14 protein-coding genes and 2 tRNA genes are annotated in these 19789 nt (G+C 59.3%); 3 read left to right on the top strand and 13 right to left on the bottom strand.

Annotated features, from left to right (window positions below; translation table 11 throughout):
• Positions 1–61: 61 nt before the first annotated feature.
• Positions 62–841 (top strand): ferredoxin-NADP reductase, encoded by a 780-nt coding sequence (gene fpr / locus JOE29_RS17730; protein ID WP_002554680.1) that lies wholly within the window; start codon positions 62–64, stop codon positions 839–841.
• Positions 842–935: 94 nt separating this feature from the next.
• On the opposite strand, the gene tsaA is transcribed toward fpr, so the two are convergent.
• The 6 genes from tsaA to JOE29_RS17700 form a co-directional block, all read right to left on the bottom strand.
• A complete protein-coding gene (gene tsaA, locus JOE29_RS17725; protein WP_024650264.1) occupies positions 936–1628 on the bottom strand; it encodes a tRNA (N6-threonylcarbamoyladenosine(37)-N6)-methyltransferase TrmO in 693 nt (230 codons plus the stop codon).
• Between the two features lie 10 nt (positions 1629–1638).
• Entirely contained in the window at positions 1639–2100 is a 462-nt protein-coding gene (locus JOE29_RS17720; protein ID WP_003409371.1) for a DUF1456 family protein, read from the bottom strand.
• Between the two features lie 79 nt (positions 2101–2179).
• The gene (locus JOE29_RS17715) at positions 2180–2890 is read right to left on the bottom strand and encodes an rRNA pseudouridine synthase (RefSeq protein ID WP_003339519.1); all 711 of its coding nucleotides are present in this window, start codon (positions 2888–2890) and stop codon (positions 2180–2182) included.
• A 92-nt stretch (positions 2891–2982) separates the two neighbouring features.
• Positions 2983–3423, bottom strand: a complete 441-nt coding sequence (locus tag JOE29_RS17710) for a GNAT family N-acetyltransferase (protein ID WP_003390997.1) — start codon at positions 3421–3423, stop codon at positions 2983–2985.
• A gap of 102 nt (positions 3424–3525) precedes the next feature.
• A complete protein-coding gene (gene rimO / locus JOE29_RS17705; protein WP_003390994.1) occupies positions 3526–4869 on the bottom strand; it encodes a 30S ribosomal protein S12 methylthiotransferase RimO in 1344 nt (447 codons plus the stop codon).
• A gap of 311 nt (positions 4870–5180) precedes the next feature.
• Entirely contained in the window at positions 5181–6272 is a 1092-nt protein-coding gene (locus tag JOE29_RS17700) for a catalase family protein (RefSeq protein ID WP_058443954.1), read from the bottom strand.
• A 333-nt stretch (positions 6273–6605) separates the two neighbouring features.
• Here JOE29_RS17700 and JOE29_RS17695 point away from each other — a divergent pair, with 333 nt between their 5' ends.
• Positions 6606–8501, top strand: coding sequence for a potassium transporter Kup (locus JOE29_RS17695; RefSeq protein WP_003409377.1), 1896 nt, complete (start codon positions 6606–6608; stop codon positions 8499–8501).
• A gap of 87 nt (positions 8502–8588) precedes the next feature.
• Here JOE29_RS17695 and JOE29_RS17690 read toward each other — a convergent pair whose 3' ends face one another.
• The 4 genes from JOE29_RS17690 to JOE29_RS17675 all read right to left on the bottom strand — a co-directional run bounded on the left by JOE29_RS17690 (position 8589) and on the right by JOE29_RS17675 (position 13370).
• The gene (locus JOE29_RS17690; protein ID WP_210079726.1) at positions 8589–9923 is read right to left on the bottom strand and encodes a virulence factor family protein; all 1335 of its coding nucleotides are present in this window, start codon (positions 9921–9923) and stop codon (positions 8589–8591) included.
• Positions 9923–12565 (bottom strand): bifunctional lysylphosphatidylglycerol flippase/synthetase MprF, encoded by a 2643-nt coding sequence (gene mprF / locus JOE29_RS17685; RefSeq protein ID WP_003409381.1) that lies wholly within the window; start codon positions 12563–12565, stop codon positions 9923–9925. The genes JOE29_RS17690 and mprF overlap by 1 nt, the downstream gene beginning before the upstream one ends.
• Positions 12566–12914: 349 nt before the next feature.
• Positions 12915–12991 (bottom strand) — tRNA-Met (locus tag JOE29_RS17680).
• A gap of 302 nt (positions 12992–13293) precedes the next feature.
• Positions 13294–13370 (bottom strand) — tRNA-Met (locus JOE29_RS17675).
• 261 nt (positions 13371–13631) lie between these two features.
• On the opposite strand from JOE29_RS17675, the gene dinB reads away from it, so the two are divergent.
• Positions 13632–14693, top strand: a complete 1062-nt coding sequence (gene dinB, locus JOE29_RS17670) for a DNA polymerase IV (protein WP_003364753.1) — start codon at positions 13632–13634, stop codon at positions 14691–14693.
• A gap of 48 nt (positions 14694–14741) precedes the next feature.
• Here dinB and JOE29_RS17665 read toward each other — a convergent pair whose 3' ends face one another.
• The 3 genes from JOE29_RS17665 to JOE29_RS17655 all read right to left on the bottom strand — a co-directional run bounded on the left by JOE29_RS17665 (position 14742) and on the right by JOE29_RS17655 (position 18973).
• Positions 14742–15698: a lipoprotein gene (locus tag JOE29_RS17665; RefSeq protein WP_003390980.1), complete on the bottom strand. Its 957-nt coding sequence runs from the start codon at positions 15696–15698 to the stop codon at positions 14742–14744.
• Positions 15699–15763: 65 nt separating this feature from the next.
• Positions 15764–17479, bottom strand: a complete 1716-nt coding sequence (locus JOE29_RS17660) for a proline--tRNA ligase (protein ID WP_003390978.1) — start codon at positions 17477–17479, stop codon at positions 15764–15766.
• A gap of 171 nt (positions 17480–17650) precedes the next feature.
• Complete coding sequence (locus JOE29_RS17655) at positions 17651–18973, bottom strand: OprD family porin (protein WP_016567430.1); 1323 nt, start codon at positions 18971–18973, stop codon at positions 17651–17653.
• Positions 18974–19789: the final 816 nt, after the last annotated feature.

Genomic DNA, 19789 nt, shown 5'->3' with positions numbered 1-19789 from the left:
GAATGTCGCGCAATAGCGCAGTGCTTCTGCGCGCACTATTTTTTCAGGAGTCCTCACGTACATGAGCAACATGAACCACGAGCGTGTCCTCAGCGTCCACCACTGGAACGACACCCTCTTCAGTTTCAAGTGCACCCGCGACCCTGGTTTGCGTTTCGAGAACGGTCAGTTCGTGATGATCGGTCTGCAGCAGCCAAACGGTCGTCCGCTCATGCGTGCCTATTCGATTGCCAGCCCGAACTGGGAAGAGCATCTGGAATTCTTCAGCATCAAGGTGCCGGACGGCCCGCTGACCTCCCAGTTGCAGCACCTCAAGGAAGGCGATGAGATCATCATCAGCAAGAAGCCTACGGGTACGCTGGTGCTGGACGATCTCAAGCCGGGCAAGCATCTTTACCTGCTGAGCACCGGTACCGGCCTTGCGCCGTTCATGAGCGTCATCCAGGATCCCGAAACCTACGAGCGTTTCGAGAAAGTCATCCTCTGCCACGGCGTGCGTTACGTGAACGAAGTCGCCTATCGCGAGTTCATCACCGAGCATCTGCCGCAGAATGAGTTCTTCGGTGAAGCGCTGCGTGACAAGCTGATCTACTACCCGACGGTCACCCGCGAGCCCTTCGAGAACGAAGGCCGTCTGACCGACCTGATGCGCAGTGGCAAGCTGTTCAGCGACATCGGCCTGCCGCCGATCAACCCGCAGGATGACCGTGCGATGTTGTGCGGCAGCCCGAGCATGCTCGACGAGACCAGCGAAGTGCTCAACAGCTTCGGCCTGACCGTTTCGCCGCGTATGCGTGAGCCGGGCGACTATCTGATCGAGCGTGCGTTCGTCGAGAAGTAAGCCGGCTGCACAAGACCCGCCTCGTCCTTGAGTGGATCAGGCGGTTTTTTTGCGCGGATTTTTTCGCCCCAATCAGTTCAGACCAGCAGCAGCTTCAGGCGAGCAGTACTTCCAGCACGCAAATCACGCCGGCCTGCGGGTAGTGCCAGCGCACGTCCAGATCCCAGAACTGAGCGCCATAGCGACGTTCCGGCGTGGGTAGCTGGTAGGCCGGGCGCGGGTCTTGGGCCAGACACTGCTCGATCAGTTCGACCAGCGGCTCATTCAGGCGCAGCGCGTGTTCACGAGCCTGTTGCAGCGCGGCGTTTTGCCAGTGCACCGGTATCAGGGCTGGCGCAGCACTGGCGATGTGGTTGGTCGCATCGCCAATTGCATCGGCGTAGGGTACGTAGGGCTTGATGTCCAGCACCGGCGTGCCATCCAGCAGGTCGATGCCGGACAGCCAGAGTCGCCCGGCCTCGACCTTGTCCAGCTTGACCACCGACTGGCCGATGCCATTGGGGCGATGGGTTGCGCGGGTGGCGAACACACCCATCGACTGGTTGCCACCCAGGCGCGGCGGGCGCACCTTCAGGCGGGGCTTGTCTTCCAGCGCCAGGTGGAACAGAAACAGCAGCCAGACGTGACTGACTTGTTCCAGCCCCTGAACCGCTTCACCCTGATCGAAAGGTGCCAACAGCTCCAGCACCCCGCGTGCCGCCGGGGCCAGCTGTGGCTGGCGCGGGATGGCGAATTTCTCCTTGAAGCAGGAGCGCACGAAGCCGACAGGGGAGACGTTGTAGCTCATCGAGGCTGGTTCAGCCGCGCACGCGCAGGGTCAGGCCCTTGAGGAAATTGCGCAGCAGTTGATCGCCACAGGCGCGATAGTTGGTGTGTCCGACCTTGCGGAACAGAGCGCTCAGTTCTGGTTTGGAAACCGGGAAGTCGACCGATTTGAGGATGGCGTGCATATCGTCTTCTTTCAGTTCGAACGCCACGCGCAGTTTTTTCAGGACGATATTGTTGGTGATCGGCAAATCGATCGCCTGTGGCGGGCGGCTGTCGTCCTTGCCACGCTTGAAGTAGACCAGGCCATCGAGGAAGTGCGCCATGATTTCATCGCTGCAATCCAGGTAGCCTTCTTCTTCCTCTTTTTTCATGAAAGCGATGACATCGCTCTTCGACACTTCAAAACCGGTCAGTGCGGTGATTTCGACAATCTTGCTGTCGCTGATATCGAGCATGTAGCGCACGCTGCGCAGTACGTCGTTGTTCATCATGAGGCGTGGTTCCTGATAAGTCGTAGGGCAGCGCATGACGGTGGCCATGCGCGCTGTAATAAGGTGGGTGGCGCGAGGATCAGAACTTTTCCTTGGCCGTCATGTAGCGCCACTGGCCCTCGGGTAGTTTGCCCATGGACACGCCGCCGATGCGGATGCGGCGAATGGCGACGATCTTCAGGCCGACGGCCTCGCACAGCAGGGCGATGATGCCGGGCTGCGGATTTTTCATCGCAAAACGCAGGCGGTTCTCGTTCTGCCAGCTGGCTTTCACGGCTGGCAGCTCCTTGCCTTTGTAGGTCAGACCGTGGTTCAGCCGGTTGAGGCCATGAGCAACCATCTCGCCCGAGATCTCCACCACGTATTCCTGCTCGATCTTGCTGCGGTCATCGGTGAGCTTGCGCAGGATCTTCCAGTCCTGGCTGAACACCATCAAGCCGCTGGCATTGGCCTGCAGGCTTGAAATCGCCTCAAGGCGCATGAAATGACCCTTGAGCGGACGCTTGCTGTAGCTGTGCTCTACGGAGAGCGTGCCCGGCGTAATCATCTGCAAAGCCTCTTCGGCGCTTGCCGAGGCGGGTTTGTGCAGGATGATCGTCACAGGCTCCGGGGAGTCGGCCTTGGCGTCCGGGCTGAGCTCGATTTTCTGGGTGCTGACCTTGAAGTGCGGCTCTTCGATGACCTCGCCGTCCACAGTGACCCAGCCACCCTCGATAAACAGTTCGGCCTCCCGGCGGGAGCAACCGACCAGCTCGATAAGGCGTTTGGAAAGGCGAATGGGGTCTGTCATGACAAAAAAGCCGTTTGCTAAAATAAAGTCGCCATTGTAACCGCCCGGCGACGGTTAATCGCGGCAACATTGCATTTGCGCTGCAATCGATGTCAGTGACGGCCGGTCAGGCGCATTCTGAGCATGGGGTAAGGCTGGCCCAGACCATCGACTTCAGAGCGGCTGACAACCTCGAAACCATGCCTGCGGTAAAACCCCAACGCCTGCGTATTCTGCTCGTTGACGTCCAGTTCACGGATATTGAACTGCTCGATTGCATGATTCAGCAGCTGTGTGCCCAGTTTCTGGCCGCGATGGTCAGGTTCGATGAACAGAATATCCAGACGGCTGTTACGCGTGCCTGCAAAGCCGGTGATGTTGAGCTGCTCATCCCGGGTACAGAACAGGGTCACACTGCCCAGATATTGCGGCAGCAGCACCTTGAGCCGGGTGATGTAGGCGTCTGGCAGAAAGTCATGGGTCGCGCGCACCGAGCGTTCCCATACCTCGGTCAATTCCGGGTAATCATGGGTATCCGGCGTATACAACGGCATCTCGTGTCCTCCTTTCAGCTTGTCCTGGATAGACAGCAGCCAGAGACGAAAAAGCCCTGCCGGTTAAAGGACAGGGCTTTCGCTTGCGACCAGGGAGAGCGCTTAGAGCATTTCGGCCCACAGGTCGTATTCGTCGGCATCGGTCACCCGGCACATGATCTTGTCGCCGGGCTGAACGGTGCTGCCGTCTTCCAGGCCGATGAACACGTTGCCGTCGATTTCCGGGGCGTCGAAGAAGCAGCGGCCCACGGCACCACGATCGTCGACTTCGTCGATCAGCACTTCGATCTCCTTGCCGATCTTCATCTGCAGGCGAGCAGCGCTAATTGCCTGTTGATGAGCCATGAAACGATCCCAGCGATCCTGTTTGACGTCGTCCGGCACGATGGCCGCGTCCAGCAGATTGGCAGGCGCGCCCTCAACCGGCGAGTACTGGAAGCAGCCAACCCGGTCCAGCTGCGCTTCGGTCAACCAGTCCAGCAGGTACTGGAAGTCTTCTTCGGTTTCGCCGGGAAAGCCGACGATGAAGGTCGAACGGATGATCAGGTCAGGGCACTGCTCGCGCCAGTTCTTGATGCGTGCCAGGGTCTTGTCTTCGAAGGCCGGACGTTTCATAAGCTTGAGGATTTTCGGGCTGGCGTGCTGAAACGGAATGTCCAGGTACGGCAGGATCTTGCCAGCGGCCATCAACGGGATCAGTTCGTCGACGTGCGGGTACGGGTAGACATAGTGCAGGCGCACCCAGACACCCATCGAGCCCAGCGCCTGGCACAGCTCGGTCATGCGGGTTTTGACCGGCTGGCCGTCCCAGAAACCGGTGCGGTATTTGACGTCAACGCCATAGGCACTGGTGTCCTGGGAAATAACCAGCAGCTCCTTCACACCGGATTTGACCAGGCGCTTGGCCTCGTCCAGCACATCACCCACCGGGCGGCTGACCAGCTTGCCGCGCATCGACGGGATGATGCAGAAGCTGCAACTGTGGTTGCAGCCTTCGGAAATTTTCAGATACGCGTAGTGACGCGGGGTCAGCTTGACGCCTTGTGGCGGCACCAGGTCGATCAACGGATTGTGATCCTTGCGGGGCGGCACGACATCGTGCACCGCGTTGACCACCTGCTCGTACTGCTGCGGGCCGGTCACCGACAGCACGCTCGGATGCACATTGCGAATGACACTCGCATCGACGCCCATGCAGCCGGTCACGATGACCTTGCCGTTTTCCTTGATGGCTTCGCCGATCACTTCCAGCGACTCGGCCTTGGCCGTATCGATGAAGCCACAGGTGTTGACCACTACTACGTCGGCGTCCTCGTAGGTCGCAACGACTTCGTAACCTTCCATGCGCAGTTGGGTCAGGATGCGTTCAGAGTCAACGAGTGCCTTTGGGCAACCCAGTGAAACGAATCCAACCTTGGGGGCGGACGGCGTGGTGACGGTGGACATGGCAAACCTCGGCGTGAAGGGCGCCCGGGCGCGAAGCGCAGGCGCTGACTGGGCGCTTGCTGCGCCTCTGATCAAAAAGTGCGCAATTCTAGCGGCGAGTGGGCAGGATGACCAGCGTTTGCATGAGAATTACGACGTACGCGAGAGGCAGCCGGGGCCAGCGCGTGCTTAGCCGATTGCATCACCACCGACAATAAGTCGGTTACACGCAGTGTATCGAGGAGGATGGCCGATGTTGCAACGGGTGACGGTGACATTTTGAATGAAGTCCAGGCCCACCTGTGCAGGCCTGAACTGACTTTCACATGCTCTCAGCGGCGCGGCTCATGCATCGGACAACCGTTGTGCTGACTGCGAAAGCCCGCCGAGTGTTCATAGGCAGGTTTGCGTACGCGCATGACGCCGCCCAACGGACGATGCGCCTCAAGGCCATGCCATGGGCTGAATGCCATGGCTTCGTCGATTTCCTGGATGTTTTGCTCGGACCACGAAGACTGGCGGGGCACATCGATTCGAGCGACGGCTACGTAAGGGCTGAGGTCTTCCGGCCAGATCGCCGAGGCGTCCTCGATCGGCATTTTCTCCAGGTCCGTGGCCAACTGGACGCGGACTTCCCAACTGGCATCGTGCTCAAGAAAGAACGCTTTGACCGCTTCGCGCAGACCGTCCGGGTTGTCTTTCAGGTCCACAGCCTTGTCGGTCAGCGCAGTCAGCTCGGCAGAGACGGGCACGACGCTGAGTTTGGCGTAGTAGGGGCCGTATAGAAACGGTACGACGGTGTAGAACGTCTCGCCGAGGATATGGGTCATCGGGTGCCCGCCGAGACTTCTCAGTGTGCCACTTTCGCCACCGGCAGACTCGATCACCGACTCGATGCCGCGCAGGACGGCAGACAGCGCGCGTTTCATGCTCGGCGCCTTGTCGGTCGTCTTGGCCAGCAGCTTCAAGGTCTTCAGGAAGGCCTTGGGGTCCTTGGCGGTAAAGGCCTTGGCGTTTTGCATGACGAAATCCTGAGTGGTTGCCTCTGCGCTGCCAGGCAAGCGCGGGCCTTCGACGCCGACCAGTTTGATGGCCAGGCCTCTGGGCGTGGACACTTTGTCGTCGAGGATGTCGCCCGGGTTGGTCGAAAAGCGCATGACCACCGGGAAGTTGCCGGGCCTGGCAAAGGCCCCCTGGGCCAACGGCTCGGGCAGGTCGCCGTAGACCTGAATCTGACCGTGGAGCAAGCCATGGGCCTTGGCGTGCACACTGCGAATGGCGTGCCCTGTGTCTTGATACGTGGTCTCTAGGATGGAGTGCATGGCTTCGACCAGCTCTTTGCTGGTCTGCGCTTCATCGTCCGGGACGACTTCAAATGAGGGCTGGAAGGGCAAGGGCTGGACAGTCAGGTTTTGTGTAGTCATCAGGACATCTCGGTCAGAGGTAATCAGGGTGCCCGGGCGTCGATGCGGTTCTTGAAGACCCCTGATGCGGCAGGCTTAATTAATGACCGGCCGATATTTTTGTCGTTCCATGAGAAACGTTGCCTCGAAAAACGCCTTCAACAGAGAGTGATCAAGGCAGGGAGGCAGGCCGGATCGTTGCGATGATCTGCGTTTCACCAAGAATTACGACGAGTGCTGCGTTATGCTTCGCGCCATCGCGCCGAGGCATGTCAATGTCTGGCTGAATCTGAATTGTTACGCCTTGTGATGTTCTCAGTGTTGAACCTCATGTCTGGTTTCCGGGAGTAGTGGATGAGTCAAGCAAACAGTCATGCGGAGGCCGGAGGCGCTGCCAAGCCCATCGGGTTGCTGATCGCCGCGGTAGGGGTGGTTTACGGCGACATCGGCACCAGTCCGCTGTACACCCTCAAGGAGGTGTTTCAGGGGGGGTATGGTGTGGACGTGACCCATGACGCGATTCTCGGCGTGCTGTCGCTGATCTTCTGGTCGCTGATCTGGGTGGTTTCCTTCAAATACATGGCGTTCGTCCTGCGTGCCGATAACCAGGGCGAGGGCGGCATCATGGCGCTGATGGCCCTGGCGCGGCGCGCGTCGGCCAAGCATCCCCGGCTGCAAATGATGATGGTGGTGTTCGGACTGTTCGGCGCCGCATTGTTCTACGGTGACAGCATGATCACCCCGGCAGTTTCGGTGTTGTCGGCGATGGAAGGGCTGGAACTGGCGTTCGATGGCCTCGATCACTGGATCGTGCCCATGGCGCTGGTTGTGCTGGTAGGGCTGTTTCTGATTCAGCGTCATGGCACCGCGCGCATCGGCGTGCTGTTCGGCCCGGTGATGGTGACCTGGTTTCTGGTGCTCGGCGCGCTGGGTGTCTACGGCATCATGCAGTCGCCGGAAGTGCTGAAAGCGGTCAATCCGGCATGGGGTGTGAATTTCTTCATCATCCATCCGGGCATTGGTGTGGCCATTCTGGGTGCTGTGGTGCTTGCCCTGACGGGGGCCGAAGCGCTGTATGCCGACATGGGCCACTTCGGCCGCAAGCCGATTTCACGCGCCTGGTTCATCCTCGTGCTGCCTGCGCTGCTGCTCAACTATTTCGGCCAGGGTGCGCTGGTGCTGGGCAATCCTGAAACGGTTCGTAACCCTTTCTACCTGCTGGCGCCGGGCTGGGCGCTGCTGCCACTGATCGGTCTGTCGACGATGGCCACCATCATTGCCTCGCAAGCGGTGATCTCCGGCGCCTTCTCGATGACACTGCAGGCGATCCAGCTGGGCTACATTCCACGCATGCACATCCAGCACACCTCCAGCGACGCACAAGGCCAGATCTACATCGGTGCCGTCAACTGGGCGCTGATGGCGGGCGTGATTCTGCTGGTGATCGGCTTTGAGTCGTCTGGTGCGCTGGCGTCTGCCTACGGCGTCGCGGTGACCGGGACCATGCTCTGCACCACCATTCTGGTGTCGACGGTCATGCTGATGCTCTGGAAATGGCCGCCATTGCTGGCCGTTCCGCTGCTGATCTGCCTGCTGCTGGTGGACGGTCTGTTCTTCGCGGCCAACGTGCCGAAGATCTTCCAGGGCGGGGCTTTCCCGGTACTGGCGGGCGCGGTGCTGTTTATCCTCATGACCACCTGGAAGCGCGGCAAGCAATTGCTTGCGGAGCGAATCGACGAGGGCGGCCTGCCATTGCCGATCTTCATCGGCAGTATTCGCGTCCAGCCGCCGCATCGGGTACAGGGCACGGCAGTGTTCCTGACAGCACGTTCGGACGCCGTGCCCCATGCGCTGTTGCATAACATGCTGCACAACCAGGTGTTGCATGAGCAAGTGGTGCTGTTGACGGTGGTGTATGAAGATTCGCCGCGTGTGCCGTCCGCTCAGCGCTTCGAAGTCGAATCCTATGGCGAAGGCTTCTATCGGGTGATCCTGCACTTCGGCTTTATCGATGAGCCCGATGTGCCGGCTGCACTGGCCTTGTGTCACTTGCCGGAGCTGGACTTCAGTCCGATGCGCACCACGTACTTCCTCAGCCGCGAGACGGTGATCCCGTCCAAGATGGATGGCATGGCGCGCTGGCGTGAAGCGTTGTTCGCCTTCATGCTCAAGAACGCCAACGGCAACCTGCGCTTCTTCAAGCTGCCGTTCAACCGGGTGATCGAGCTGGGTACCCAAGTGGAGATGTAAACGTTGGCCGGGTTGTCCGGCAGCGCAGATAAAAAAATCCCGGCAACCTCACGGTGCCGGGATTTTTTTGGGTCGCAGACTGCAGCGTTACTGAGCGGTAGTCTTGCCCTGACGCTTGTTGATTGCGTCGATCAGGCGTTTGGCCAGCGCCGGATAGTCCTCATCGAAGTGATGACCGCCTGGCAACTGGACCGCTTCGCCCACGGCGGTGGTGTCAGTGCAACCGCTGTCTTTCTTCTCTTCGACGCCGTAAACGCAGAACACCTTGGCGGCTGGCAGCTTGGCCATTTCCTGTCCGGTGGTGGCTTCCTTGCCTGCGTTGCCAAGCCAGCCGTCAACGTGAATCTCGAAGCTGCCGGTGCGCGCGAAGGCCAGCAGAATGATTGCGTCAACCCGGTTCTGATCGTCCGCTGCCAGGCGATTGTAGATCGCCGGCATGACGTCCGCACCGAACGAGTAGCCAGCCAGAATGAAGCGCTTGGTGCCCCATTTCTGACGGTAATGGTTCATCAGGTCGGTGAGGTCGACGGCGGTCTGTTCCGGCGTCTTGTGTTCCCAGTAGTAACGCAGTACGTCGATGCCCACCACCGGGTAGCCCATCTTGGCCATATCACCGGCCACGACTTTGTCCAGGTCGCGCCATCCGCCGTCACCGGACATGAACAGCGTCACGGTATCGGAAGGCTGGCTGGCCGGGACTTCGACCGTCGGTATGCCCAGTCCGCCACTGTCATTTTCGCCGAGCAGCAGATGACGAAGTTCGGTGTTGAGCACCTGAGGCAGCGGAATGTCGTAGTCGCTGATGCTGGTGTCGGCGTTGGTCTGGTCGCGCACGAAGGCTGCGCTCGGATCATCCGGCGCGTCGTTCCAGGCGGCCAGCCAGTGCCCGTGCGCAGCCTTTTGTGGCAGCGGTACGTCGCAGATCTGTGGCGGCTTTTCGTCTTCTTCCAAAACGGGCGGTGGGTTCGAGGCATGCTCGAGCGCGAAATCTACTGAAATGGCCTGCGCCTTGTCATCGGTCTGTCCGGCCAGCCAGCGCCAGGCCAGTGTCGCGCCAGGGCCTATGCCACCGACGACCGTTGCCGGGCCGTCGAGCTTCGTCAGAGCGTCCTGAAAGGTCTTCTGCTGCAGGACGCAGTCGTCCTTGGGCAACACCACCTGAATGATGCGTGCCGACGCATCCTTGCTGATCGCCAGCAATTGCTTGTCGGTCAGCATGTCTTCAGCGGTGACGGCCAGTGCGATACGGGTTTTGATGCTGGTGGCCGGCGTTACGCTGGTCAGCGGCGCGCCACCGTCAAGGTTGGAGTGCTCCAGTGACGCGGGCGGAGCGGGGCGGGTCCAGACCCAGACTCCCAGCGCCACGATTAAAAGAACAATTACCAGAGCTGCGAGCAAAAGGCGCCAGGAGCGTCGAATCATCAGCGTTTCACCAATCCAGTCAGGCCGCCCGCAATCAGGGCGGCGGTGTCAGCCAGTGCCACAAGCGGATCAAGTCCGGCAGGCACGGCCATATAACGAGGTTCCCAATCGGGCTGAAACTTGTCCTTGAAGCGACGCAGCCCCTGGAAGTTGTACAGCTGTTCGCCACGGCGGAAGATCATCGAACCCAGACGCTGGGTGATGGGTGCGCCGCGTCGTGGCTGCAGGCCCGACAAAGGCACCATGCCCAGGCTGAAGCGCGCGTAGCCTTGGGCTTTGTAATGCAGGATCAGGCCTACCATCATGAACTCCATGGTCAGCTTGGGTGCATCCGGGTGAGAGCGCATCAGGTCCAGGCTGGCCAGTTCCGGGCTGGTGGTTTCCAACAGGTTGGAGAACGCGACCGGCTTGCCCTGGAAGTGCACGATGGCAATGCGGAAGTACTTCAGGTACTCAGTACTGAAGCGGCCCAGCGAGAAGCCTTTTTCACGGACATTCTTGCCTGTCAGCCAAGCGTCGGAAATCACTTTCAGCTCGTCGATCGGCGCCTGGCCCGGTTCGTAGATTTCCAGCGAAAGCCCGTCGCGGCCACCCCGGTTCCAGGTGTAACGCAGGTCTTTCATCTCCTTGCCCTTGGCGTCGATGTCGAAGCGACGCAGGTCGACGCGCGCCTCTTCACCCAGCTTGATGGCCGTGAGACCGATGTCCATGTAGAACGGCAGGTTTTCTGCACGTACCTGGTAGAACACCGGACGCGCATGGTGCACGTCGCACAGGTCGCGGAATTGCCAGATCAGCTCGGCACGCTGCTGTGTGGGGCCGATCGGGTCGTAAAGCGCTACCAGGCTGCGGCCGCGATGCGAGTACATCAGGAACGCATTGCCGGCCGGATGGAACAGGATTGCCTTGTCGCCGGTCAGCACCAGGCCGCCATCCGGCTGTTTGGATGCTTTGAGGATCTCGGCTGCCTTGTCCAGGTCTGCCGCGTCGGGCAGCTTGATGACCGGTCTGGCGGTACGCAGCAACCAGGTCAGCGAAACCACGACCAGCAGCACTGCGCTGCCCAGCGCCGAACGCAGGCCGCGCGGGGCGTCTGCATCGAGGGTGAACTGCCACCACAACTGATGACTGTAGGGCACGTCCTGATAGGCGAACAGCAGCAGCCAGATCGAGGCACCGACCACACAGATGCTGGCAATCAGGTAGACCGGCGAGAACGGCAGCTCCAGCAGGCGACTTGGACGGTAGAACGAACGGCGGAAGGTCAGCAGCAGGCAGGCGGTCAGCAGCAGCATGCTGGCTTCCTCCCAGTCGAAGCCCTTGAGTATCGACAGCACTGCACCGACCAGCAGCAAAATAGAGGTCAGCATCCATGCAGCCGACAGTCGACGACGCAGGCCTTGGGCGAGCAGCAGGCACAGCACACCCACCAGACTGGCCCCGAAGTGCGACGCATCGATCAGCCGATGCGGGATCATGAAGCCGACGTTTTCCAGACGGGTGTCGATTTCAGGGGTGGCACCAGAGAAGAGCAGCACCACCCCCGACAAGAAAACCAGTAGTGCCAGAATCGGTGCCGCCAGCCCTGAAGCGACGCGCATGGCCTGCCGGGTCGGCAGCAGGCGCTGGGCCTCGGTAAACAGCAGGGTAAGGCAGGCCAGCAGCAGCGGCAGGATCACGTAGATCAGGCGATATAGCAGCAGCGCAGCGGCGAGCGGGGCGGCACCCAGCTCGTTGGCAAAGGCCGCAAGCAGAATCGCCTCGAACACGCCGACGCCGCCAGGCACATGGCTGAGCACGCCGGCCGCGAGCGCCAGCAGATAGATAAGGATGAATGCACCCAGCGGCGGCGCATGCGGCAGCAGCAGGTACAGCACCATCGCTGCGGCGGCGACGTCCAGCGCGGTGATCACCAGCTGAATCAGCGTCAGCTTCAAATCCGGCAGGCGCAAGGTGCGACGACCGAGACGAACCAGAATATTGTGCGGGATGTCCTGTTCCGGCAGGCGGCGACGGTAGACGAACACCGCCAGCAACAGACTGCCGATCAACACCGCTGTAGCGACTACAGCCAGCACGTCCACGGGAAGTTTGAGTGCCAGTGACGCGCCTGACAGGTTGCTCAACGTGGCCAGTGCAGCCAGTGGAGGCAACGCACAACCCAGTGACAGGCTGGCGAACACGGTCATGCGGGCGATTTCGATTGCGCCTACGCCATGGCGTGAATAAAGCCTGTAGCGCACCGAGCCACCGGACAGCATCGACAGGCCGACCGCATTGCCGATGGCAAATGAGGTGAAGCCGCCGAGAAGCAGCGTCTTGATTGGCAGGTCGACATTGGCGTACCGACTGGCGGACAGTTCATAGCCCATCAGGATGATATAGCCGACGATTGCCGCGAGCAGCGCACCGCCCAGGGCGGGCAGGGGGACTGCGAACAGCGAATCGTGCAGCGCATACCAGTCCATTTCGACCAGCATGTGGCGGCAGGCTATAAGGGCCAGGCTGAACAACAGCAGCATCACCGCCAGCCCTATGGGCTGTCGGTATTTGCTCAGCAGCTCCCGCCAGTTATGGCGCGGTGGGCTGACGGGTTGCTCTGCATCAATGGTTTCATTGGAATCGGACATGTTGTCGCGCATCAATCACTCCTTGGATCGTGCGCGACAGGATGGAGGTATGCAGCCAAGTTACCAATCCCTACGCAGAAAATATTTCAGGATGTTAGCGCGTCAACGTCTAACGAGCGAATAGCGAATCGAGCCGGGTGATGCTGTTCAGCTACGGTTCAGTCGTGATTCAGCTTAGTAACACCTATCGGCAGCGCACGCAAAAACTGTCGTAAATGCACGTATTACGTTACAGATGTGATGATAGGGTTTCAAAGGGCTTTGGAAATAGTCTTTTTTGTCAGACAGTTAGCCGTTGCCCGCGCTGCTTTTCTACCGGAAACAAAAAAGGCCACTCTTTCGAGTAGCCTTTCTTGATGTTTGGTTGCGGGAGCCGGATTTGAACCGACGACCTTCGGGTTATGAGCCCGACGAGCTACCAGACTGCTCCATCCCGCGTCTGTGTGGCGGCATTCTACAGCCGAACGCTGAAGTGTCAACCCTTAATCCGCAAAGCATGCAAATGAGTAGCGGATTTTGCAGATTTTGCACGCTTGGGGGCGGGTGACCGGTTTTCAGAGCAGCATGCCTGCGTGGAGCATTATCAGGAAAGTGTACGGCCAGGCCGTCAGGATTCGCCGCAGGGTGCCGGAGAGCGCTGTATATCTGCGCGAGGCATGGCCCAATGTCCGGGCTTGAGAAGGGTGCTTTTCAGGCGCGCACAAAAAAGGCCACTCTTTCGAGTAGCCTTTTTTGATGTTTGGTTGCGGGAGCCGGATTTGAACCGACGACCTTCGGGTTATGAGCCCGACGAGCTACCAGACTGCTCCATCCCGCGTCTGTGTGGCGGCATTCTACAGAGAGATGACGAGGTGTCAATGGTTAGTTTCAAAAAAGTGCTTTTTCTTCAAATGCTTAGCGGATCCAGATGATCGGTCTGCATGGTATTGGCGCTTGCATGACGGGGCTTTGCAGCTGTTTCGGTCATGCATGATGGGCGTTTGACTACTTTTCATGGCGACCTTTCGCATCATTGGATGTTACTTGACGGTACGAATGAGATACTGCGCGGCCATTGATTGCAAAATCCCATCAGGTCATGACGCAGCGCAAAATCATCCACATCGACTGTGACTGCTTTTATGCAGCCATTGAAATGCGTGACGAGCCCGACCTCGCTGGCAAGCCGCTGGCGGTAGGCGGCTCTGCGGAGCGGCGCGGGGTGATTGCGACCTGTAATTACGAGGCGCGCGCGTATGGCGTGCGCTCGGCCATGTCCTCCCGGCATGCGCTCAAGCTCTGCCCGGACCTGACCATCGTCAAGCCGCGCATGGATGCTTATAAAGAAGCATCGCGGGAAATCCACACGATCTTTCGGGATTACACCGACCTTATAGAGCCGTTGTCTCTGGATGAGGCTTTTCTGGACGTGTCCGAGGCCGGGCACTTTTCCGGCAGCGCCACGCGCATCGCGCAGGACATCCGTCGCCGTGTCTCGAATCAGTTGCACATCACTGTGTCGGCGGGCGTTGCGCCCAACAAGTTTCTCGCCAAGATCGCCAGCGACTGGAAAAAGCCCAACGGCTTGTTCGTCATTACGCCGGATCAGGTCGAGGATTTCGTCGCTTCCTTGCCGGTCACCAAGCTTCATGGCGTAGGAAAGGTCACCGCAGACAAGCTCGGCCGGCTGGGCATCGTCGACTGCGCCGACCTGCGAAGCCGCAGCAAGCTCGCGCTGGTTCGGGAATTCGGCAGCTTTGGCGAGCGCCTCTGGAGTCTGGCGCACGGGATCGATGACCGACCGGTGCAGAATGACAGCCGACGTCAGTCAGTCAGCGTTGAAAATACTTACGACACGGATCTGCCCGATCTGGCGGCCTGCCTGGAAAAACTGCCCGACCTGCTGGAAACCCTGAGTGGCCGTATGGCCAGAATGGAAGGGCAGTACCGGCCCGGCAAGCCGTTCGTTAAAGTGAAGTTTCACGACTTTACGCAGACGACTCTCGAACAATCCGGAGCCGGAAGGGATCTGGGCAGTTATGAGCAGCTGCTGGCTCAGGCGTTCGCCCGCGGTGGCAAGCCGGTGCGATTACTGGGCATAGGCGTGCGTCTGCACGATCTGCGTGCAGCCCATGAACAGCTGGAATTGTTCTCTCGATAATGACTGGCCGCGGTTATACGCCGCGGCCTTTCATGTTACAGGCACTTGTTACTGGCTCTGGGCAGGAACGGCGACCAGGCGGCCAGCGTCTCTGGCGAGTGACTTGAGAAATTCACCCTGCAACTGTGGATCGTTGCGCGTCAGTTCGATCAGGTTCTGTTCCAGCTCGCTGGCTTCTTCTTCCAGCCCCATATCAGAAAGACGCTTGACCCGATGCACCCACTGGCTGACCTCATCATCTTCAAGGTCGTCGTAGATCAGGGCGTGCGCCTCCAGCAGCTTGCCGCGTAGCGAATGGCTGATGGGCAAACTGGCGCTCGTGTGCGCGCTGTCCTGATCGTCTTCGACGTTGATATAAATGCGAGTGATGCGGCTGAGGTCCTGTTCGGCAAACGGACTGTCCAGCAGGTTCAGGCGGAGGATGCCGTTGCGGTCAGTGCTCATTTCATGAGTTTCATTGCCGGCCTTGACCATCACCGGGCGTTCATTCCAGGGCAGGGTGGAGTTCTCGATCCGCTTGTCCTTCTGAACCTCGTCGATGCTCGCCAGATTCTGCTCGGCGCGACCGTGGGACGGGGCATTCATGAACGGGTTGAGACCTGCCACGCCATAGTGAATCCAGTCCTTGGTCATGCTTTCCGGCAAATTGCCCAGCGCAAACACGTTGACCACGTTGGCCCCGACACCTGCGACAACAGCGACTGCGCCGAGCGGGATCTCGTAGACCTCCCGCCACGGTTGGTAAGGCGTGTAGCGGTCATAGTGGCGGGTGACTTCAAAGTCGGTGACCTCGAACGATTTGTGCTCGTGAATCCGCACGCGGCGTTGCGGCAACTCCAGTGTCTTGGGTTCGCCGATATCGACTTGCAGGGTATGTTCGAGCAGTTTGCGTTCGACTCGCTCCTCGTGCTCGCTGCGCTGAGAGAGCTGGTTGGCACAGCCGCCGACGAGAAATGAGCCGCACAGAACGGCGCTGCCGAGGCTTAAGGTGCTTCGTTTGAGCATGGGATCTCTGATGCGGATTGGGCGAGTGAAGAGCGGCGCACCTGCGAGCAGGTGCGCCTTTTGACTCAGCGGTTCACTTTGCCCTGGATGAACGACAGCACGTCCGCGACTGCAATGGCTTGCGGTTGCGATTCGGTACGGCTCTTGTATTCCAGATTGCCTTCGGCCAGGCCTCGGTCGCTCACCACGATGCGGTGCGGGATACCGATCAGTTCCATGTCGGCGAACTTGATGCCCGGGCTGGTCTTCTTGTCGCGGTCGTCGAGCAATACTTCAAAACCGGCAGCCGTCAGGTCAGCGTACAGTTTGTCCGTCGCTTCACGAACGGCGTCTGTCTCGTAGCGCAGCGGGACCAGCGCAATCTGGAACGGCGCGAGGGTATCGTTCCAGATGATGCCGTTTTCGTCGCTGTTCTGTTCGATGGCAGCTGCAACCACTCGGGAAACACCGATGCCGTAGCAACCCATCGCCAGATTGACCGGCTTGCCGTTCTCACCCAGCACCTGGCACTTCATCGCTTCGCTGTACTTGGTGCCCAGCTGGAAGATGTGACCCACTTCGATGCCGCGCTTGATTTCCAGCGTGCCCTTGCCATCCGGGCTCGGGTCGCCCGCAACCACGTTGCGCAGGTCGGCAACGGTCGGAACCGGCAGATCGCGCTCCCAGTTGACGCCGAAATAGTGCTTGTCGTCGATGTTGGCACCGACGCTGAAGTCGCTCATCAGCTCGACGGAGCGGTCGATGATGCACGGCAGTGGCAGGTTCAATGGGCCCAGTGAGCCCGCGCCTGCGCCGATGGCGTCGCGCAGTTCGGCTTCGGACGCCATGACCAGCGGGTTGGCGACCTGTTCCAGCTGACTGGCCTTGATTTCATTGAGCTCGTGATCGCCGCGGATGATCAGGGCGATCAGCTTGCCTTCTTCGGCAGCATGCACCACCAGCGTCTTGACGGTTTTCTCGATTGGCAGACCGAAACCTTCGACCAGTTGGGCGATGGTCTTGGTGTTCGGCGTGTCGATCAGACGCAACTCTTCGGTCGCGGCAGGGCGCGTCTTCTCGCGAGGAATCGCCTCGGCCTTTTCGATGTTGGCTGCGTAATCGGAGCCGTCGCTGAACACGATATCGTCTTCGCCGGATTCGGCCAGTACGTGGAATTCGTGCGAGCCTGCGCCACCAATCGAGCCGTTATCCGCTTCGACCGGGCGGAACTTCAGGCCCAGTCGGGTGAAGATGTTGCTGTACGCCAGATGCATGCGGTCGTAGGTGACCTGCAGCGATTCGTGATCGGCATGGAACGAGTAGGCGTCTTTCATGACGAACTCGCGTCCACGCATCAGGCCGAAGCGCGGGCGGATCTCGTCACGGAATTTGGTCTGGATCTGGTACAGGTTGATCGGCAGCTGTTTATAGCTGTTGAGCTCATTGCGTGCCAGATCGGTGATGACTTCTTCGTGGGTCGGGCCCAGGCAGAACTCGCGGTTGTGGCGGTCGACCAGACGCATCAGCTCCGGGCCATACTGCTCCCAGCGTCCGGATTCCTGCCACAGTTCTGCGGGTTGAATGCCGGGCATCAGAATCTCGAGTGCGCCTGCGGCGTCCATTTCTTCACGAACGATGGCTTCGACCTTGCGCAGTACGCGCAGGCCCATGGGCAGCCAGGTGTAGAGGCCGGAGGCCAGCTTGCGAATCATGCCGGCGCGCAGCATCAGCTGATGGCTGACCACGACCGCATCGGAAGGGGTTTCTTTCTGTGTGGCGAGCAAAAATTGACTGGTGCGCATGGTTGGCCGTTGTCGGTTGCTGAGACAGGAAATGACCTGGCATTGTACGGCGCTGTGCCGGTCGCGTACAGGGCGCGGCTGGCTTGCAGGTGGCGTTGAAGCGCTTTCATGGGCTCATGAAAAAGCCCGGCATATGCCGGGCTTCTTCTATTAACGAGTGCTGAGCGGTGATTACAGGATCGAGATCGGGTAATCGACAATCAGGCGGAACTCGTTGACGTCGCCTTCGCCCTGGTCGGCGTTGGCGCGGTGCCATGCCTGACGCATACGGAAGGACAGGTCTTTGGCCGGGCCAGTCTGTACGACGTATTTGGCTTCAAGGTTGGTTTCGTGGTGCTCGCCGTCTGCACCGTACAGGCCAGCATAAGCGCTGCCGGTAGGTGTTTTGGTGCCGTCGATGTCAGTACCCTTGATGTAACGGGTCATGAAGCTCAGGCCTGGAACGCCGTACGGAGTCATGTTCAGGTCGTAGCGGACCTGCCAGGATTTTTCACCCGGACCGTTGAAGTCGGAGTACTGGATCGAGTTGTTCAGGAAGATCGAGTCGCCACCGCGGTTGTTGTCACCGATACCGATGTAGTCGAACGGAGTGTCACCGTTGATCTTCTGGAGCGCGAGGGTAACGGTATGCGCAGCAAGGAACGAGTAGGCTGCGGAACCGGAGAACGCGGTGTTGCTGATCGAGCCGGCTTTGGCGCTGCCTTCGTCAACGGTGCGATAGATGTTCGCATCGAATGCCAGAGACTGATCTCCACCCAGTGGCAGGGCGTAGTTCACGTTGGCGTAGTATTGATCCCAGATGTCTTCCAGCTTGGCGGCATAGAATGCAACGCCCAGGCTGTCGGTAATTGCGTATTTGCCACCAGCGAAGTCGGCACTGTTCGCACGAACACCCGCGTAGTTGGCGAAAATGCTGCCGTCGTGGCTGGTGTCATCCTGGCTGGTGCCGGAGTAGAAGTGACCTGCTTCAACGTCCAGGCCTGCCAGTTCACTGCTCTGCAAGCTGATACCGCTTGCGGTCTGAGGCAGCAGGCGCGAGCCGCCGACTGCGAACACTGGACTGGTCGGCTGCATGTCGCCCACTTTCAGCTCAGTCTTCGAAACGCGGAACTTGACTGCGCCGCCAGCTTTGGACAGCGTATCTTCGTTGTTACCGGCTGCGTCGGTGATCAGGTTGCCGGAACCCGAGTATTTGTCCGGGCCCCACAGCTTGACGCCAGCGTAGGCGAAAGCCTCGACGCCGACACCGATAGTGCCTTGGGTGTAGCCGGTGCTGAAGTTGGCCAAGATCCCCTGGGTCCAGTCGCGATCGTCGTCAGCGCCAGCTTTCTTGTCACGGTTGTAATAGTAATTGCGCAACTTCAGGTCAAGCGTGCTGCCTTCCACAAAGCCCTTGGCATCAGCCTGATCGCTGACGAAAGGTGCGGCTGTTGCCATTTGGGCGCTGGCTGCCGTAACGGCCAGTGCGATTGCGCTCCACTTCATCACTCTCATCGTGATTGCTCCTTTGGTTTTTAGAAGAATTGTCTGCCGTCCCACCTGTTTTTTTGTCTGGGCGGCTCTTTCTATTTTTGTCGGCGGAATCTATATCACGCTGACTTGGGTTGCTATAGCTACAGCCTTATCCTTTCAGAATCTTTACGACGCGCAGCCGAGCTAGCCTGTAGTGGCATTCTGCACCTTGTTGGATCGATCAAAGTGCGGTCCGTCACGGCGTCCCTCAGTGTCGCAAGCCTTATTTTCCCTTGATTCTGTCACCCCTGTTTTCCGCCAGGGATGTCGTGATCATATGGGTGATAAAGCAACAAGCGTGCACAAAGTTTCCGGAAATGAAAAAATTTTGTGAAAAATCAGAATCAAGATCGCATTTTTGCTCCATCTATCTGTTTTAAATGACTATTTTTATTTTTTTAAAATGCCTCTGGTTTTTCTGCGCCAAGGGTGTTCTCTGCCCCTCTCGCCCAAAAACGTTACCGGTACAGGCTTACATTGAGTAGAAAACGAATCCGTTGTGTTGCTGACGCAACAGCAGTGTGTGATTTTGGTGCATTCCCCATCGGGTTCGCCTGAACCTGGAGCATTGCTCTGGCTGGCGGTCATGGTGAGGCAATGAATGTTTCATTTTCATGTACGCGAGGCAGGCAATTGTAAGGCGGTGGTTTAAGGTGAGGCTGTTTACAGCGGGATCCGCGGTCAGTCAGTGGCGTCAAATCGGTGCGGCGACCGTTGCAGTGGATGCATTCTGGTGCACAGGTGAAGCCTTACGCGAAGCCTAGTATCCTGACTGCCTATCGCAGCACCCTGTTATCG

The sequence above is a fragment of the Pseudomonas sp. PvP009 genome, from assembly GCF_017832995.1.
Lineage (GTDB): Bacteria > Pseudomonadota > Gammaproteobacteria > Pseudomonadales > Pseudomonadaceae > Aquipseudomonas > Aquipseudomonas syringae.
This window is presented reverse-complemented; position numbering and strand designations above follow the sequence as displayed.

What these genes read in the sequence shown, in the direction of transcription:
- fpr (WP_002554680.1), top strand. Translation starts at nt 62, where the DNA reads ATGAGCAACATGAACCACGAGCGTGTCCTCAGCGTCCACCACTGGAAC.
- tsaA (WP_024650264.1), bottom strand. Translation starts at nt 1,628, where the DNA reads ATGAGCTACAACGTCTCCCCTGTCGGCTTCGTGCGCTCCTGCTTCAAG.
- JOE29_RS17720 (WP_003409371.1), bottom strand. Translation starts at nt 2,100, where the DNA reads ATGATGAACAACGACGTACTGCGCAGCGTGCGCTACATGCTCGATATC.
- JOE29_RS17715 (WP_003339519.1), bottom strand. Translation starts at nt 2,890, where the DNA reads ATGACAGACCCCATTCGCCTTTCCAAACGCCTTATCGAGCTGGTCGGT.
- JOE29_RS17710 (WP_003390997.1), bottom strand. Translation starts at nt 3,423, where the DNA reads ATGCCGTTGTATACGCCGGATACCCATGATTACCCGGAATTGACCGAG.
- rimO (WP_003390994.1), bottom strand. Translation starts at nt 4,869, where the DNA reads ATGTCCACCGTCACCACGCCGTCCGCCCCCAAGGTTGGATTCGTTTCA.
- JOE29_RS17700 (WP_058443954.1), bottom strand. Translation starts at nt 6,272, where the DNA reads ATGACTACACAAAACCTGACTGTCCAGCCCTTGCCCTTCCAGCCCTCA.
- JOE29_RS17695 (WP_003409377.1), top strand. Translation starts at nt 6,606, where the DNA reads ATGAGTCAAGCAAACAGTCATGCGGAGGCCGGAGGCGCTGCCAAGCCC.
- JOE29_RS17690 (WP_210079726.1), bottom strand. Translation starts at nt 9,923, where the DNA reads ATGATTCGACGCTCCTGGCGCCTTTTGCTCGCAGCTCTGGTAATTGTT.
- mprF (WP_003409381.1), bottom strand. Translation starts at nt 12,565, where the DNA reads ATGCGCGACAACATGTCCGATTCCAATGAAACCATTGATGCAGAGCAA.
- dinB (WP_003364753.1), top strand. Translation starts at nt 13,632, where the DNA reads ATGACGCAGCGCAAAATCATCCACATCGACTGTGACTGCTTTTATGCA.
- JOE29_RS17665 (WP_003390980.1), bottom strand. Translation starts at nt 15,698, where the DNA reads ATGCTCAAACGAAGCACCTTAAGCCTCGGCAGCGCCGTTCTGTGCGGC.
- JOE29_RS17660 (WP_003390978.1), bottom strand. Translation starts at nt 17,479, where the DNA reads ATGCGCACCAGTCAATTTTTGCTCGCCACACAGAAAGAAACCCCTTCC.
- JOE29_RS17655 (WP_016567430.1), bottom strand. Translation starts at nt 18,973, where the DNA reads ATGAGAGTGATGAAGTGGAGCGCAATCGCACTGGCCGTTACGGCAGCC.